Annotated in this window: 16 protein-coding genes and 1 pseudogene; 5 read left to right on the top strand and 12 right to left on the bottom strand. The window is 41.5% G+C overall.

Annotation, left to right across the window (positions count from 1 at the left end):
- Nucleotides 1-148 precede the first annotated feature (148 nt).
- The gene (locus tag B7705_RS06285; protein ID WP_000364980.1) at nt 149-394 is read right to left on the bottom strand and encodes a YneF family protein; all 246 of its coding nucleotides are present in this window, start codon (nt 392-394) and stop codon (nt 149-151) included.
- A gap of 331 nt (nt 395-725) precedes the next feature.
- Here B7705_RS06285 and B7705_RS06280 point away from each other — a divergent pair, with 331 nt between their 5' ends.
- The gene (locus B7705_RS06280) at nt 726-5,849 is read left to right on the top strand and encodes an SIALI-17 repeat-containing surface protein (RefSeq protein WP_084948490.1); all 5,124 of its coding nucleotides are present in this window, start codon (nt 726-728) and stop codon (nt 5,847-5,849) included.
- 69 nt (nt 5,850-5,918) lie between these two features.
- Here B7705_RS06280 and mraY read toward each other — a convergent pair whose 3' ends face one another.
- From mraY to rsmH, 4 genes are read right to left on the bottom strand one after another with little or no spacing between them, the layout of a single operon-like run.
- A complete protein-coding gene (mraY, locus tag B7705_RS06275) occupies nt 5,919-6,899 on the bottom strand; it encodes a phospho-N-acetylmuramoyl-pentapeptide-transferase (RefSeq protein WP_061587539.1) in 981 nt (326 codons plus the stop codon).
- 1 nt (nt 6,900) lies between these two features.
- Nucleotides 6,901-9,156 (bottom strand): penicillin-binding protein PBP2X, encoded by a 2,256-nt coding sequence (pbp2x, locus tag B7705_RS06270; protein WP_084948488.1) that lies wholly within the window; start codon nt 9,154-9,156, stop codon nt 6,901-6,903.
- Between the two features lie 3 nt (nt 9,157-9,159).
- Complete coding sequence (gene ftsL, locus B7705_RS06265) at nt 9,160-9,477, bottom strand: cell division protein FtsL (RefSeq protein WP_049500388.1); 318 nt, start codon at nt 9,475-9,477, stop codon at nt 9,160-9,162.
- 10 nt (nt 9,478-9,487) lie between these two features.
- On the bottom strand, nt 9,488-10,438 hold the full coding sequence (gene rsmH / locus B7705_RS06260) for a 16S rRNA (cytosine(1402)-N(4))-methyltransferase RsmH (protein WP_000159388.1): 951 nt from the start codon (nt 10,436-10,438) through the stop codon (nt 9,488-9,490).
- Nucleotides 10,439-10,600: 162 nt separating this feature from the next.
- Between rsmH and B7705_RS06255 the strand changes: the two genes are divergently transcribed.
- The 4 genes from B7705_RS06255 to B7705_RS06240 are packed head-to-tail and all read left to right on the top strand — an operon-like array spanning nt 10,601 to nt 12,257.
- Nucleotides 10,601-10,795 (top strand): helix-turn-helix transcriptional regulator, encoded by a 195-nt coding sequence (locus B7705_RS06255; protein ID WP_001082470.1) that lies wholly within the window; start codon nt 10,601-10,603, stop codon nt 10,793-10,795.
- A 15-nt stretch (nt 10,796-10,810) separates the two neighbouring features.
- On the top strand, nt 10,811-11,353 hold the full coding sequence (locus tag B7705_RS06250) for a DUF3278 domain-containing protein (protein ID WP_070800507.1): 543 nt from the start codon (nt 10,811-10,813) through the stop codon (nt 11,351-11,353).
- A gap of 10 nt (nt 11,354-11,363) precedes the next feature.
- Nucleotides 11,364-11,705: a hypothetical protein gene (locus B7705_RS09985; RefSeq protein WP_084948487.1), complete on the top strand. Its 342-nt coding sequence runs from the start codon at nt 11,364-11,366 to the stop codon at nt 11,703-11,705.
- Between the two features lie 12 nt (nt 11,706-11,717).
- On the top strand, nt 11,718-12,257 hold the full coding sequence (locus tag B7705_RS06240) for a DUF3278 domain-containing protein (RefSeq protein ID WP_049500394.1): 540 nt from the start codon (nt 11,718-11,720) through the stop codon (nt 12,255-12,257).
- A 113-nt stretch (nt 12,258-12,370) separates the two neighbouring features.
- Here B7705_RS06240 and B7705_RS09755 read toward each other — a convergent pair.
- The 7 genes and pseudogenes from B7705_RS09755 to B7705_RS06210 form a co-directional block, all read right to left on the bottom strand.
- Nucleotides 12,371-12,502 (bottom strand): annotated as a pseudogene (locus B7705_RS09755) (TipC family immunity protein); the annotation flags it as partial.
- A 136-nt stretch (nt 12,503-12,638) separates the two neighbouring features.
- The gene (locus B7705_RS06235) at nt 12,639-13,961 is read right to left on the bottom strand and encodes a hypothetical protein (protein WP_083306916.1); all 1,323 of its coding nucleotides are present in this window, start codon (nt 13,959-13,961) and stop codon (nt 12,639-12,641) included.
- 163 nt (nt 13,962-14,124) lie between these two features.
- Nucleotides 14,125-14,733: a TipC family immunity protein gene (locus B7705_RS06230; protein ID WP_070800523.1), complete on the bottom strand. Its 609-nt coding sequence runs from the start codon at nt 14,731-14,733 to the stop codon at nt 14,125-14,127.
- A gap of 4 nt (nt 14,734-14,737) precedes the next feature.
- Nucleotides 14,738-15,352 (bottom strand): TipC family immunity protein, encoded by a 615-nt coding sequence (locus B7705_RS06225; protein WP_070536085.1) that lies wholly within the window; start codon nt 15,350-15,352, stop codon nt 14,738-14,740.
- A 10-nt stretch (nt 15,353-15,362) separates the two neighbouring features.
- On the bottom strand, nt 15,363-17,006 hold the full coding sequence (locus tag B7705_RS06220) for a T7SS effector LXG polymorphic toxin (RefSeq protein WP_084948485.1): 1,644 nt from the start codon (nt 17,004-17,006) through the stop codon (nt 15,363-15,365).
- Nucleotides 16,996-17,355: a DUF3958 family protein gene (locus B7705_RS06215; RefSeq protein WP_084948483.1), complete on the bottom strand. Its 360-nt coding sequence runs from the start codon at nt 17,353-17,355 to the stop codon at nt 16,996-16,998. The genes B7705_RS06220 and B7705_RS06215 overlap by 11 nt, the downstream gene beginning before the upstream one ends.
- Entirely contained in the window at nt 17,352-17,630 is a 279-nt protein-coding gene (locus B7705_RS06210; RefSeq protein WP_084948482.1) for a TIGR04197 family type VII secretion effector, read from the bottom strand. The genes B7705_RS06215 and B7705_RS06210 overlap by 4 nt, the downstream gene beginning before the upstream one ends.
- Between the last annotated feature and the right edge of the window lie 46 nt (nt 17,631-17,676).

Genomic DNA, 17,676 nt, shown 5'->3' with positions numbered 1-17,676 from the left:
AACGAACTAACCGACAGCTTGATAGAATGTCAACTGCCTCTCTCTTAATCATAATCAAATATCAATAGAATGCAAGGAAAAAGTCTTATCCTTGCATTCTATTGAACATAGTGAGAAGTCTGGAACTTTCATCCCAGACTTTTCCTATTTATTTCTTTTTATTGTTAGCAAGGGCTGCTTTTTGTTGGCGGATGATTTGGTGGTAAACTTGTTGTACCTTGGCTTCGCTTGGCTTTTGACCATTTGCGCTCAAGAGAGCACGAACTGCCTCAGCGTTCAAACGTGGGTTGTCCGCAAATTCTTTTTCGATTTGCTTACGAACCAAGTACATACCTCCAAGAGCTCCCCCTAGAAAAGCTAGCACAATCAAGATAATTGCTAAAAGTAAATCCATTCTTTTTCTCCTGTTTCTTTTTGAGTCTTCTATATTATACCATAAAGTGACTTTCCTGACTAGTTTGTTTTACGTTTTCAAGAAGGGGTTAAGCCAATTCTAAGCTAGTCTTAAAATCAGATTGAACTATGAAATTACGAATAATTCCACCCTTTCCTCTCTTTTCTCTACTATTTTAAGAAAAAACAACAGCAAATATGTATCTTGCTAAAAAGCTCTTGACAAATGCTAAGCGACCATTAGAATGGGAGGTGAGGAGATAAATAGAAACAAAATAAACGAAACTGCTTCATAAAATGTAAGCGGTTTCGAATAAACAAAGGAGGGTTTTATGAAAAAACACTTTTGGGAGAAATCCTGTCGCTATAGCATCCGAAAGCTGACGGTTGGGACTGCTTCTGTTTTACTAGGGGCTGTTTTTCTAGTCAACCATACTGTAGCTGCAGACAGTGTTGAGGTCAAGCAAACTGAATCAACCTCTGTCGAAGCTATCACTAAGCCTGATAGTGAACCCAAAGCAGCTGAAGCGACTGAAACTACAAAACCGTCTCTAGCCGAGAGTCCAGTAGTTTCCGAAAGCAGGCCAGCTGAGGAGAATCAGAAGACAAATAGTCAAGCTAGTGAAGAAGCCATTGTAGAAGCTAAAGAAAATAAGGAACCTGAAAAAGCAGACCAGCCTGTGACAAAACAAGAAAACTATCAACTCAACTACAATCAGCCAACAGCTCCCTCCTATGACGGATGGGAAAAGCAAGCCCTCCCTGTCGGAAATGGAGAGATGGGAGCCAAGGTTTTCGGACTCATTGGGGAAGAGAGAATCCAGTACAACGAAAAGACCCTCTGGTCAGGAGGACCACAACCCGATAGCACCGACTATAACGGAGGAAACTACAAGGATCGCTACAAGGTCTTAGCAGAGATACGTAAAGCCCTCGAAGCTGGCGACCGCCAAAAAGCAAAACAGCTCGCTGAACAAAATCTAGTTGGACCAAACAACGCCCAGTATGGACGTTACCTAGCCTTTGGTGATATCTTCATGGTCTTCAATAACCAGAAAAAAGGGTTAGATACTGTAACTGATTATCATCGCGGTTTGGATATCACTGAAGCCACTACGACCACTTCTTACACCCAAGATGGGACGACCTTCAAACGCGAAACCTTCTCCAGCTATCCTGATGATGTCACTGTGACCCACCTGACCAAAAAAGGAAACAAGACACTTGACTTTACCCTTTGGAACAGCTTGACAGAAGACTTGCTTGCTAATGGCAACTACTCTTGGGAATATTCCAACTATAAGAACGGTCATGTCACTACAGATGCAAACGGAATCCTTCTAAAAGGAACTGTCAAAGATAACGGCCTCAAGTTTGCATCCTATCTAGGAATTAAAACGGACGGAAAGGTGACTGTTCAGGACGAAACTTTGACCGTTTCAGGCGCAAGTTATGCAACCCTCTATCTCAGTGCCAAGACTAACTTTGCTCAGAATCCAAAAACCAACTATCGAAAAGACATTGACCTCGAAAAAACAGTTAAAGGGATTGTCGAAGCAGCTAAGGCCAAAGACTACGAGACACTGAAAAAGGCCCATATCAAGGACTATCAAAGTCTCTTTAACCGCGTTAAACTAAACCTAGGTGGAAGCAAGACTGCTCAAACGACGAAAGAGGCCCTTCAAGGCTATAACCCAGAAAAAGGGCAAAAATTGGAAGAACTCTTCTTCCAATATGGCCGATATCTACTCATCAGTTCGTCTCGTGATCGGACAGATGCCCTTCCTGCCAACCTACAAGGAGTCTGGAATGCTGTAGACAATCCACCTTGGAACGCTGACTACCACCTCAATGTCAATTTGCAAATGAACTATTGGCCAGCCTATATGAGCAACCTTGCTGAGACAGCCAAGCCCATGATCAATTACATTGACGACATGCGCTACTATGGTCGTATCGCCGCCAAGGAATACGCTGGTATCGAATCCAAAGATGGACAAGAAAATGGTTGGCTGGTCCACACCCAGGCAACACCATTTGGCTGGACTACTCCAGGCTGGAATTACTATTGGGGTTGGTCTCCAGCTGCTAACGCTTGGATGATGCAAAACGTCTATGATTACTACAAGTTCACCAAGGATGAGACTTATCTCAAAGAAAAGATTTATCCTATGTTGAAGGAAACAGCTAAGTTCTGGAATTCCTTCTTGCACTATGACCAGGCCAGTGACCGTTGGGTGTCTTCTCCATCCTACTCACCAGAACACGGGACCATTACCATCGGAAATACCTTTGACCAATCGCTAGTCTGGCAGCTATTCCACGACTACATGGAAGTCGCTAGACATCTGAATGTCGACAAAGACTTAGTCACAGAGGTCAAAGCTAAATTTGAAAAACTCAAACCGCTTCACATCAACAAAGAGGGCCGTATCAAGGAATGGTACGAGGAGGACAGCCCTCAATTCACCAATGAAGGGATTGAAAATCACCACCGCCACGTTTCCCATCTAGTTGGTCTCTTCCCAGGTACGCTCTTTAGCAAGGACCAGGCTGAATACTTAGAGGCTGCGCGTGCTACCTTGAACCACCGTGGAGATGGTGGTACTGGTTGGTCTAAGGCCAATAAAATCAATCTCTGGGCTCGTCTGCTGGACGGTAACCGCGCCCATCGCTTGCTCGCTGAACAGCTCAAGTACTCAACTCTAGAAAACCTTTGGGATACGCACGCGCCTTTCCAAATCGATGGCAACTTCGGAGCAACCAGTGGGATGGCAGAAATGCTCCTCCAATCTCATACAGGCTATATTGCACCCTTACCAGCTCTTCCTGATGCTTGGAAGGACGGTCAGGTTTCTGGCTTGGTTGCTCGAGGAAACTTTGAAGTTAGCATGAAGTGGAAAGATAAAAACCTGCAAAGCTTGTCCTTCCTTTCAAATGTCGGTGGAGACCTGGTTGTAGATTATCCAAATATCGAAGCCAGTCAGGTTAAGGTCAATGGCAAAGCAGTCAAGGCAACTACCCTCAAAGATGACCGCATCCAACTGGCAACACAAAAAGGTGATGTCATTACCTTTGAACATTTCCCTGGTCGCATAACCAGTCTGACAGCAGTTCGACAAAATGGAGTCACTGCCGAACTCACCTTCAACCAAGTAGAAGGCGCTACCCACTATGTCATCCAAAGACTCGTGAAAGACGCGTCTGACCAAACCTCTGCGACCAGAGAATTTGTAACCAATCAAACCCACTTTATTGACCGATCACTCAATCCTCAACTCTCCTATACCTATACGGTCAAAGCTATGCTGGGCGAAGTTTCTACACAAGTCTCTGAACAGGCCACTGTCGAAACCTATAGCGAGTTGATGGACGACCGAGATAGCCGCATCCAGTACGGAGCTGCCTTCGGAAACTGGGCAGACTCAGAATTATTTGGAGGAACGGAGAAGTTTGCTGATCTTTCAAAAGGAAACTACACAGACGAAGACGTGACTGCTACTATTCCTTTCAATGGTGTTGGCATCGAAATCTATGGACTAAAATCGTCCGAACTAGGTCTTGCTACTGCTAAAATTGATGGCAAAGAAGTTGGCGAACTTGATTTCCATACTGCTGGGGCAACTGAAAAAGGCAGCCTCATCGGTCGCTTTACAGGATTGTCAGACGGACCTCACACATTGACTCTTAGTGTTAAACGTGAACACAAAGGACGAGGAAGTGAACGCTCGAAAATTTCATTAGACTACTTCAAGGTCCTAGCAGGAACAGGCAACACGATTGAAAAGATGGATGATCGCGACCCGCGCATCCAGTATGGTGCCCAGTTTAAGGACTGGTCTGACCCTGAACTCTACGGTGGTACAGAAAAATACGCTGATATTAACAACAGCGACTCTAGTGCGGCTTCAGAAGCTCAGGCAACTATTTCCTTTACAGGGACGGGCATTCGTATTTATGGCTTGAAGAGCCTTGCCCTTGGACGAGCACGTGTTACACTAGATGGCAAAGAAATGCCAAGTCTAGACTTCTACACTTCAGGTGCAACTGAAAAGAGAGCTTTTATTGGCGAATTTACAAACCTTACTGACGGTCCGCACACCTTGACATTACAAGTTGACTCAGATTCGCCAGAAGGTCGCAAGAAAATCTCTCTAGATTCCTTTGATATCATCAAAGCCCCTGCTATTGGTATAGATAGTCCAAGTATCGCACCTCTTAAGGAAAATGACAAAGAAATTTCCTTAACCCTACCATCTGGAGACTGGGAAGCCATCGCTGTAACTTTCCCAGGTGTCAAAGATCCTCTAGTATTGCGCAAAGTGGACGAAACGCATCTGGTTACAAGTGGGGATCAGACCGTGCTATCAATCCAAGACAATCAAGTTCAAATGCCAATCCCTGAGGCTACTGATCGACAAACTGGAAAAGCGATTGAAGCTTATGCCATTCAAGGAACTACCACAAGTAGCCCGGTCGTAGCTGTCTTTACTAAAAAAGATAAGAAGAAGGTTGACGAGAGCCAGCCAACTACAAGTAAGGGAGACGAACCAGCTCCTACTGTTGAAATTCCGGAATACACTAAACCTATCGGGACTGCAGGGCAAGAAGTGCCACCCACTGTAGAAAAGCCTGAATACACCGAACCTATCGGAACGGCGGGGCAAGAAGAGTCTCCTACTGTAGAAAAGCCTGAATACACCGAACCTATCGGAACGGCAGGGCAAGAGGAACCACCTACAGTGACAATTCCTGAATACACTGAGCCGATCGGAACGGCAGGGCAAGAGGAAGCTCCTACTGTTGAAAAACCTGAGTACACCGAGCCTATCGGAACTAGTGGGGATCAGGCTGCTCCAACCCTTAGCCTTCCTGATTATCCAGTTCGAGTCTTAAAAGATAAGGAAACTGGAGTAGAAATTATTGGTGGAGTCAGTGACCTAGAAGGAATTTCTCACATCTCTAGCCGACGTGTCCTAGCTCAAGAACTCTTTAGCAAGACCTATGATGCTTACGACCTACAACTGAAAAATCCAACAGATCATAGTTTGCAGCCAAAAAGCTCTGTCTTGGTTCGCTTGCCTATTTCAGCTAGCGTAGAAAAGGTCTATTATATTACTCCGACCAAGGAGTTGCAAGCCCTTGATTTCGACGTTCGAGAAGGAAAGGCAGAATTCATCACTAGTCATTTCAGTACCTATGCTGTCGTCTATCAAGCTGCTGGAACAGCCCCTAGTACAGATGAAAAACCAAGTACTTCAGATGCAGAAACCTTGGCACACGAGGCTGAACAACCTTCAACTAGTCCTAGCCTTGCTAAAGCTGGAAATCATTCTCCTAAAGAACAACTTCCAGCAACAGGAGAAGCGTCCAACCCACTCCTCTTCTTAGCAGGACTCAGCCTAGCCCTTACAGCCACTTTTATGTTAAAAGGAAGAAAGGATGACTCCAACTAACCTTTAAACACACAAAAACAGGATGAAGATCACCTTCATCCTGTTTTATTTTGTCATCAAAAGTTATGTTTACAGCAGGTATAAAAAGGTTAAGGTCAAGAGACTTGCTAGAAGCCCAACTCCCCAAAAGAAGAAGTCAACCTTCCACTCGCTCCAAGGATTGCCCTTGCCTGAGAATCCTCCAAGCTCGAAATGGTGATGCACAGGTGTCATACGGAAAATACGCTTTCCACCACTAAGTTTGAAGTAGGTAACCTGCATCATAACAGAGCTTGTCTCAAAAACATAGATAATCCCAATCAGCAAAAGCGTCCATTCTTGATGGAGGGCCATAGAGATTGCTGCCAGCATCCCACCTAGAGCCAAACTTCCCACATCTCCCATAAAGACCTTGGCAGGCTTGTGGTTAAAGACGAAGAAACCTAGCAAACCACCAATCATAGCAAGAATCACAAGAAGGATATCCAGTTGATTTTGCATATAAGCAATCACACCGTAGGCCGATAAGCTAATCACTACGGAAATACTTGCTAAGCCGTCAATCCCGTCCGTCAGATTCACCGCATTTGAAAAGCCAACTAGCCAGAAAAGGGCAAAGAAAATATAGAAAATTCCCAGATGAACTTGGTAGCCAAAGACCGAAAGCATGTCGCCACCACGCTCATAAAAGAGGTAGAAAATCACTCCTCCAAGCAGCTGGAGAGCAAGTTTTTGCTTGGGATTTAAGCCTTCGTTAATCTTACGAAAGACCTTGAGGAAATCATCCAAAAAACCTACCAAACCATACAAAACCAAGATAAACAAAATCATGCCTACATTGTTGGTCAATTGTTGGGTAAGGAGAGCAACCAGAAAGCTCACAACAACTGCAACGATAAGAAAGACAAGACCTCCCATGGTTGGAGTCCCAGCTTTAGCTTGGTGTTGCTTGACATCCTCGTGCATCTGCTGACCTGTAATCTGTGCTTTTCGATAAAATCGGATAAAGGCTGGAATACCTATCAAGGTCAATAGAAAGGCTAGAACTCCAGCACTAATGGAACTAATCATCTTAATCTCCTAAAGTTATTTTCATTTTTTTAATGTCTTTGAGGGCTGTATTGGCACGGACACTTTGTTTCTTGACCGTTTTGCCACTACCTTCCCACTCGACTTCTATATTCAGCCATTTGGCAAATGTTTGCACATTTTCATCTGTCCAGCCGTACATATCAGGCATTTCTTCGACCTTATCAGACAGGATCAAGATCTGCTGATTGGCTTCCAAATTATCTCCTTCAGAAACCGAGAGTTCCTTGATCTTGGTTCCTGTTCCGATAACGATTGGTTGGACAAGGTTACGACGCAATTCCTCTGCTAGGTCACCCGGCGTAAAGTCCTTGGTAGCTGGCATGGCATAGCTTGTTGTCTTGCTGACCTGATCCAAGCTCTTGGCAGTTGACTGAAGATTGAGGGATTCTTTCATAGCTGAAGCCCGCTCCAAGATTGGGTTGGCAAATTCTCCCAATTGGATACCTGAATAATGTTCAGGCTGTTGCACCGTCACATAGAGGATAAAGTCAGGATTCTCTGCAGGATGCATCGACACAACAGAGAAGATATAGTTGGTTTCACCTGTCAGGTAGCCCCCATTCTTCTCATCGGCAATCTGAGCAGTCCCTGATTTCAGAGCGACATTCTGACCTGGAACATTGACATTTGGTTTTCCTGTACTGTGGTTGTACATGGTACCGTAGACAGGATCTGTTCCGACCATGACCATGTGCTCCCGAGTAGAGGACGCTGCTGTTTTTGACACAGGATTTCCGACGATTTCCTTTTGAGACTTACGAACAGACTGGTCATTTGGATCATAGAGGGCACTGATAAATTTTGGTTCCAACATAACCCCATCGTTGGCAATAGCTGTAAAAGCACGTAGCATCTGGGTCTGCGTTACAGAAATCCCCTGACCAAATGCACTCATGGCAATATTAACAATATTATCTGCAGGCAATTGACCTGAATACTCATCAGTCAGACCAAAACGCGTCGGCACCCCAAACTTAAAGCGATTGAGATAATCGAGCCAAGTCGCATCTCCCATTTTTTGTTCAAGTAGACTCATTCCAACATTACTGGAGTGAGCGAAACCTTGTGAGAAAGTCATCATCCCACCAGTAGTCAAACCATCATTAACATCCCAATCTCGAATCGTCGCATCCGCTATTTTTAATTCACTGCTATTGAAGTATTCTCCACCTGGGAAGGTATTGTTGTCAATAGAAGAAGCTAACGTCATGACCTTCATGGCTGATCCTGGTTCGTAGTTACTTTGATAGAGGATATCACGCCAGACAAAGTCTTTTGTGATGCCATCCTTGGTATCTGCATTAAAGGTCGGCCGTTGGGTCGTAGCCAGGATTTCCCCTGTTTTAGCGCTAACCAAGGTAGCCGTCATATACTTGCCTTTTACTTTTTCCTGGAAGGCATCCATCTGGGTTTCCATAAAGGATTGCAAGGGACTAGAAAGGGTTGTGTACACATCCTTTCCATCTACTGTTTGTTGAGAAGCTTGATCTGTACCCGGAACAATATTTCCCAGACGATCTTTCTCATAGGTGATGATCCCATCTGTACCCGCCAGAATGTTATTTAAAGAACTCTCCAATCCAGATGTCCCAATCAAACGTTTGGTCCCATCCTCATTTTCATGGAGTTGCGCTAAACCGATAAAGGAAGAAGCAAACTGTCCATTGGGATAACTACGGTTAGGGCTAGTTGTAAAGTCAACTCCCTCAACGCCAGCTGTTTTAAGGTCATTTTTAATAGCCATCATATTGGCATAGGTGATCCCATTTCCCTTGGTACCAAAAGACACCTGTTTTAGATCTGGCTGAGAAAGTTGTTCCTTGACATAAGACTCCTCCATATCGAGGTATTTATGGAAAATTTCAGCTACCTTATTAAATTGAGAATCTTCTACATAGAGAATTTTGCCTGTTGCTGACTTGTAGGTCTTGTCAATAACAGCATAGATATTATAAGAAGTCGCATCCTCAGCAATAGGCGTTCCATTACGATCGTAGATGGTCCCCCGCTTGGCTGGAATCGTCTTGGTTGTTTGGTGAACCTTTTTGGCCTCTTGAACCAAATCCTTACCAAATTTTTTACCCGTTCCGATAATAACCGCAAAGTTCACCAAAAAGACAGCGAAGAGTATGACAGCCAATAAACTCAGGCTTTTCCCTACTCTTCGACGATTTTCTTCTGGAGATTTACGGTTACGAACGGCATAACGGATGATTTTTTCTTTCCACTGTTTCATTTCTTACTCCGCTGCTCGGATATTTTCGTTATTCAGCTGCAAATCCTTGGAGTTTGCAATCTCTTTCAAACGTTCTGAACGAATCAATTCATTGACCTCTTGCTTGGCATCGTCTAGCTCGGTTTTCTTTTCTTCGATTTGAGCATTGACCTTGGTCAATTCATTCTGAACTTGTAGTAGCTTGGTCTGCATAAACACAACGCTGACTGCCAGAATAATCATTGTTGCAGCAATCGAAACATAGAAGGCCTTTTCCACACGTGAAAAACCTTTAAACTTCGTTTGCAATAACTGGCTTGTTTTTTCGATTCTTTCTGCCATGTTTTTCCTCTTACTTGTGAATTTTTCTAGCCACGCGCAACTTGGCTGAATGCGAACGATTGTTGGCTTCTAGCTCTTCAGCACTTGGCAAGATTGGCTTACGGGATACCAATTCCATCTTGGGCTTAAGGTCATCTGGAATGAAGGGCAAGCCTTTGGGAACTTCCACTGTTGAAGCTTCCTTGAATAATTGCTTGGTCAAGCGATCTTCCAGCGAATGGAAGGTAATGACCGAAATTCTACCATCCAGAGCCAGCATGTCCATGGCCTGCTGGATAGATTCATCTGCAGCGCCCAGCTCATCATTGACTTCGATTCGGATAGCCTGAAAAATCTGCTTGGCAGGGTGTCCCTTTTTCTTGAGCTCCTTGGCAGGCTTGGCCGACTTGATAATCTCTGCCAACTCCGTCGTCGTCTCAATGGGTTTCACCTCACGCGCTTGCTCAATCTTACGGGCAATCTGTTTAGAAAATTTATCCTCACCATACTTGAAAAAGATCCGAACCAGGTCATGATAGTCATAATGATTGACCACCTCATAGGCCGTCAGACTAGCTTCCTGATTCATCCGCATATCCAGTGGCGCATCCTTTTTATAAGAAAAGCCACGTTCACGCTGATCTAGCTGAGGACTGGACACTCCCAAGTCATAACAAATTCCATCAATTTCCTGGACACCAGCCTCCTGCAAACGTGCCTGCAAATGACGGAAGTTGTCCTTGATAAAGGTTACCATCCCCTTTTCGATATAGGGCGCCAACCGTTTTTGCGCATTGTCAATAGCATTCTGGTCCTGGTCAAAGGCATAGAGATGCCCTTTTTCGCTCAATTTACTTAATAAATATTCGCTATGGCCTGCTCCGCCCAAAGTCGCATCAACGTAGATACCGTCAGGTTTTACGTCAAGCATATCAATCGTTTCATGAAGCAAGACCGTTACATGATGAAATTCTTTTGTCATATCTTATCTATTTTACCACAAATCTGACCAGCTTGCACTTGTCAGACAAGGCTAAGTTTCTTCGAAAAAAATTCTCAAAAATATGTCATGTATACTTGACATCTCATCCCCGAAAGAATATAATATAGTCAAATATATACGACACATCAGAAAGGAGATCCTATGAATCGTGTGAAAGAATTCCGCAAGGAACTGGGCATTTCCCAGCTCGAACTCGCCAAAGATATCGGTGTCTCGAGACAGACTATCAACATGATTGAAAATGACAAGTACAATCCAACCCTGGAACTCTGTCTCAATCTCGCCCGCAGCCTCCAAACTGACCTCAATAGCCTCTTTTGGGAAGACGATTTTTAAAAAAGGAGCAAACAAATGAAAAAAGAAACTCTCACTGACAAACTTATCAAACGCACATACGGCATTTCTGGCCCCCTTGACGAACACAAACGGCGCGAGGCCGATCGTATCGGGAATCAAGTCTTTATTGTTCTCTTTTATCTGATGATATTTGGCAACCTCATCCCCTTTGTCCTTGCTTATAAATACCCGCAAATTGTCGCTATCGGTTATCCTCTTGTGGTGTTTGGCATTTCGATGATGGCTGCCCTCTATGTAGTCTCTCAAACCAAGAAAACGGGCATCACAGCTATTGATCCCGAAATGCTGAGTCAAAAAGAAAGTAAACAACTACATTTTCCGGGTCTAAAAGCCGGTCTAATCTATGGCATGGGCATGTTCTTTGGAATACCGCTTCTGAATGTCCTAACCGATGATAGCAAGGATTATCTTGGTTCTCTTTTAAATACAGGGCATTTTGTATCAACTATCCTAGCTACCCTCTTCTTCGGAGTGGCCATACAAATTATTGTCTCTCTTCGCATTCAAAAGGCCAAGAAAGACCAAGAAGACGACTAGGAGGTACCTTATGAAAGCACTAGCTAGACTACTGATCAGTCATGTTTTTATCAGTATCTTTGTTACCTTTTTCCTACTTTCTGGACATATTGAGCATCCTTTCTTGATTTTCTTTCTTTTATTCCTTCCTGTATTGAACAAGGGACAGAGATCCCAGAAAATCCAATCAAAAAAAATACGTCTTCTAAACGCATCTCTCTGTTTTATCCTCGTATCCTTTCCACAACTTTTAACAAATCCTATGGATTGGAGATACCTGGTATTTCTAATAATCTGTATCATTTTTAGTTTGGTTTACTTCTATACTCTCTATCAACTCTTTAAAGAAATCAATCAAAAATCGCTCATTTAGGAGGTTACTCCCATGAAAAAAGAAGATCTCACCACTCGATTACTCAAACTATTCTTTCACATACAAGGCCCCTTTGATGAATGCCGCCAAGAGATGATTTACAAGGCTTGTGCCCGTGCCTTGATCCAAATCGTATACTCCTCTCTCCTACTCTTCTTGTTCTATCTCCTATTTGGACGCTTCATAGAGTTGGTTCGAGATGCCATGCCCTACCTCTATTTTGGACTTATCTTCGTCCTCGCATCTAGGGCGAGACTAGCAGTTCGCAACTTACATTTGGACAAGGATGACCCGTCCGAAATCCATCACAAAAGCTACAGCAAAAGTCAAATCAACCTTCGTAGTTGGGGTGTATTCATCAGTATTCCAATTGGCTTGTTTGTCTTATCAGCCTTTCACAAACTCTTTGTTCAGCGTCTTCCCCTCAATACCTTTTGGGACAATCTCTTCCATTTCGATAAAACGCTCCCTTTACTAATCTTGAGTTTGGGAATTGGTGCCATCTTTGGAACCATGACCTATGCCTTTTTATCGGAACACGTTAAAAAATAGAGCAAGATTCGCTAATTTCTCATTTTATAGGCAAAGAATCCCACCTAGTTCGTTCTAGGTGGGGTTTCCTCTTCAATTCATAGGATATTTTCCAAAATATCTACTGACCCTCGTCACCAATTCTCCCACTGGGTTTCAATCTTGACCTCACCATAGTTACTTGGCGAGTACTTGCTGTCATAAATGGAACACCAGTCTTTCAAGACTTTCTGGTTGACGATTTCGTCGTAATAAGAATCCAAGTCTGCCTTGCAGTCATCCCTCCAATGCTTAGTTATTTACCCAAGATTTCACTAGTAAAGATACACACTTGACGTATTTCTTCTATCACTAATATATAAAATCAAAAGATTAACTCTGTAATTAAACTATGAAACGTAACTACTTATCTTTATTCAATACTTTTAGTATTAATCGCTCCATCCTTGAAGAATAAAGATATGATCTTAATGAGTTTCTCATTCTCATTAACCTATATAATAGCTCTAAATCAGTATAAATAGACCAAGATAAGTACAATCGCTCATTTTTTCTCTCCTGTTCTAATTTATCTTTAGTAACATCATCTGGATACGTGCAATAATTTGCTAATTTAGAAGCCATCCCTTTTTGGGTGTAGAATAATTTTTCGATTTCCTTTTCTTCGCTTAATGAATTAAAATCCCTCAAATAGAATTGCCAGATATCAAATCGATTAACCGAGAATATACGTGTAAATTTAATTAATCTATCACTCGTCAATTTAGTAACAATTTCTTCTAATTCACTTAAATTAGCTATATCTAAAAAACTAAATCCCTCAATTCCTTTTGGTCTATAATATCTTTTCTCAGTTAAAGACATATAATTAGGAATTTTCTTTTCTAAAAACATTTCAATAATCGAATCTTGACAATTAATAACATAATCAAAATTTTTAGATATCTGGTAAATATGATGATTGACCCAAATCAACAATTTTTCAAACAGTAAGATAACTTCTTCAAAATATTGACCATTTTCCTTATCAATCACTTTTCTAACATCACGTTTTTGACTATAGAAATAGAAGAAGAAAACTGTCGGTAATATTGTCACTAAAGCCACAATAGCTGGCAAACTCAAAAAGATATCACTAACATTTACTTTTATTTGCAATATACTTATCAAAATTTCTTGAAACTTAGATAAATAATAGGTAATATCTACCCTCAATATTTTCAATGAAAAGCAAGCGGATAAAAATGCCAACAGCATAGGTATACTTATTATAATCTTAAATATGTTAAACATTAGTTTAGTCAATGTGAGTTTAGATATTCCTATCCATACCAAACTTTTTTCGTCACTATCATAAGTTACCCAACCTAATCGCAATAATCGGCTTAGTCTTAGAAAATAATAGTTCAATCTAATTATGTAAAGTGCACAGCTTACTTTTTTCGTTCTTACTGCCAATTCACCCAGTTCTCTCAAATAATAGCGTATAATACTATATAAGTTAAAAATTACTAGGTCATATATTACCAATAATAAAAGTATTTCTAACCAAAATATGAAAGTTAATATAAATAAATTTCCCTGAGAAGCTTTCAAATTAATAGAAATAACCTCACTAACCATAATTTTCCAAAAGAATGGCAGCAGTATTAGTGCTATAAGTAACGAGATATATTTAAATATTTTATTAATCTTCATAATAATTACAGTTTTAGATTTCCCCATTCTATTTTAATATCAACGTGATTTTATTTCACATATAACCACCCAATCATCAATTTCGTTATCATAATAACATTCATACTGTTTCCATAGCTCAAAATTAGTTTCTTCAATAAATTCCTTATCAACAGTGAAATTTACCTATAAGTAAAATCTGTACAACCTATCACCAATTCTCCCACTGGGTTTCAACCTTGACATCGCCATAATTGCTTGGCGAGTACTTGCTGTCATAAATAGAGCACCAGTCTTTTAAAACTTTCTGATTGACGATTTCGTCGAAGTCTTTCTCTAATTCTTCTTTGGAAATATTATTTTTTCTTAAATATTCTCTTACTTTTTCTTCATCATCAATAAATTGACCTGGCTTCCTTGGCTCTTCAAAAATCGCAAGCTCCTTTTTGAGTACTTTCTTTTTTATGTTATAGTGCACCGAATACCATAGGGTAATATTCGAATCAGTCTTTCTTTCAAAAAGAATCAACACCCCCTTTATCCCTTCTCCAAAATTAAGGTTAATGGTTATGTCACTATATCCTTTGGGCAGAGTTTCATACTTTCCAAAAGGAGTATAGGATATATTGGGGTCATCACTTGGCCAACCGGCCCTGATTTTAAACCCATCTATGTTTCTTAAAATATTATTTGACCGATAAGTCTCCTCCGTTTCTTGGTAGATTTCATCAAAAATATTTTTAGGTTGTTTAGAAAAAAAGTAAAAACAAGATGATACGATTATCACGAATAAGGCTACTAAACCGAGTGTTTTCTTCATATTGTCACCAATTCTCCCACTGGGTTTCGACTTTCACCTCGCCATAATTGCTTGGCGAGTATTTACTGTCATAAATCGAGCACCAATCTTTCAGGACTTTCTGATTTACGATTTCGTCGTAATAAGAATCCAAATCCTTGGCAGTGATACCATACTGCTCTAGGTAGGATTTCACCTGAGCTTCGTCTTCGATATAAGTTTCCGTATCTGCTTTCTTTAAAACTACTCTCACAGATTTTTTTAAAGTACGGTCTTGATAAGTATATTTATTCCATATCCTAACTCTCGTGTTTGGTCCTACTTGCCTCTCAAATGTAACGGAGCTTAATTGAGATGTATATTCAAAATTAAACCCAATTTCTATCTCAGAATAATCTGATGGTGTTTTCTCTTTGTTGTATAATCCGAACGGAGTATACAAAATATTAGGGTCATCACTTGGCCAAACTGCTCTGATTTTAAACCCATCTATATGCCTTAAAATATTATTTGAGCGATATGTTTTCTCTGTCTCCTGGTAGATTTCATCAAAAATATTTTTAGGTTGTTTAGGAAAAAAGTAAAAACAAAATAATACAACTAGTAAGACTAAAGCTAATATACTGAATATTTTCTTCATCATCATTCTCCTACTCCGCCATGGCTTCCAAGCGATTTAAAAATGTCGATACTTCTGGATAGTTACTTTCGATATATGCTTTAATGGCGTCTTCACCTTTTTCCATAACCTCTAATGGAAGGATGCTAGCATAAATAGTACTTCTAACTTCTTTCCAATCCTTATTTTTTAAGAATTCTCTTTCTCTAAGAGTCGAATCCTTTTGAAGGTCAGCATAGTAAGAAGAGATTGCTTGATCATAGGATTGTCCCTTCTGCATACGGCCGATGAGGTTAACCGAGTCCAAATCCGCCTTGTAATCATCCTCGCCGATGCTTGGCTTCATATCGTTTGCATTAAATGTTGTGTCTCCCTCCCAGCCAGAAAGGTCCTTGACACGCTCTCTACCGCCATAGAAATCGGATGATTGGAAACTGCTAGGATTCAGATGAGTAGCCATGGTAATGGACTGGTGGGTAAAGTCTGCGTGACCTGCTCCATTGTTAGAATAAGCCTTTAGTTTTCTATCCCAAAATTGGTCAAATTTATTATTTTTGCCATAAACTTTTTCATACTTATCTTTATAATTCTGATATAGTTTAGGATCATTTTCTTTTAAACTCTTTGTATTTCTATATTCCCCACCCGCCATCTCATGCTGCAATCTAAGATTATAAAGCAATTTTTTTGCATCTTTTGCATCTTCAATTCCAAGTTCTTTAAAAATTTCAAGAAGCGGTTTTTCTACTGTTCTTGATTTTCCTGTAATCGAGCTACCAACAGTCACATTATAAAAATAAGTTTTCAAATGACCCGCAGTTTCGTTCCACTGAAACCCATCATAGTTTGCTGCACCGATGACTCGCAAAAAGATATAGTCACGGAACTCTTGGCTAGAGGTTGGGAACTTCTTGTCTATCCCTTGCTTGATGGTCAAAAGCTGTTGGGCTGTCTCTGCGTCAAAGCCGTATTCCGCCATCATGGTTTGGACAAAGGCCTTCTCTTGACGGCTGAGTTGCAAGTCCTTTGTATCAGCATAGGCAGTCAGGTAGTTGGCCCAAGTCAGGTCAGATGGGACTTTAAAGACGCCTTTCTTTGCATCCCAGCTCGATTCGATCTGGGCCAGTCCGCGACTCAACTGCACGTCAATACTGTCTAGATCATCGAACAGTCCTCCTGAGTAGCTATCATAGGCACGCAGGTCTTTCAAAATCGTTTCATAGACACGTTTATTCGCGTGGTGTCCTCTCATGAGCTCCACATTACTACGTCTCAATCTCCCTTTTTCTTCGCTATCCATGGTCAAGGAAGAAAGGGATTGGTTGACTTCATCTAGATAGGCGATCATTTGCTCTTCCTGACGGATCTTATCAAGCAGATCATCCTCGCGCCAACTCTTGCTGTCGACCATACTTTGGTAGTCTGCTGGTAATTTCTTGATGGCTTGAGAGAAGGTTTCGGCATAGAGCTGTCCCCCTTTGCTCAAGGGTAGCAAGACACTTGCAAAAAAACTTCTAGCCGAATCATAAGCGTCGCCCTTTAGACTCTCCGTATCCTCTGAAAACTTTTGGATGGCTAATTGCAAGTCTTGATAAGCCTCCACCTGAGATTGACACATGGTCGCTACACTTGAACTTTGTAGTTGTGATTGTTCCAAATACATATCAATGCCCATGTCGTTTCTCCTCCTCTCTTTCTAGTTCCTTGCGTCTTTCATAGTAAACCGCATCCAAGTCTCCCTCTAACCGGAATTTTTCTTTTTTCAAATCATCCATGTGATAGCTGAGGTCCTCAAAGATTTGGTTTTTAAGTTGGTTTCTTTGCAGGAGCGTTTCTTCCAACTGCCCTGCATATCGGCTCTGATAGGCCGCCTCCCACAAATCACTTTGATAACGGTGGCTAGCTCTATCATATCCTTCAAAGGTTTCTATCAGTGCTTTGGTGCGGTAGTTCTCTTTTCCATTGTCTTCTAGCTGGTACAAGAGGTCTCGCTCTCTTTTCTTCAACTCATCTAACGTGCTCATGTATGACTCCTAAAACCATTGGCAGCAGCCTTATCTAGCGCTTCAAAATCGCTCGCTACAGAGTGAAGTCGTTCGGAAGTTAGGGTGACAGCGGCTATTATCTGACTAGCTAGATTTTGATCCTTTGTCAGACATTGATGGGCCTTGTTATTCCCTTGAAGGGTCGTTAAGTCATCCTGACTAGCCGCAGCGATCGCTGTTAAAGATTGACAAGCATTTTTCAGCTGAGTCGCATATGTTTGCGCAATATTTAGATCACTTTTTACTGTTGACATGGCTGTTTTATCCTTTTTCTCATTCCCTAGTGATAGGTACACTACA

The organism is Streptococcus oralis subsp. dentisani (genome assembly GCF_002096685.1).
Classification (GTDB): domain Bacteria; phylum Bacillota; class Bacilli; order Lactobacillales; family Streptococcaceae; genus Streptococcus; species Streptococcus oralis_AD.
Note: the sequence above shows the minus strand (reverse complement) of the source record. Positions and strands in the feature narration are given on the sequence as shown.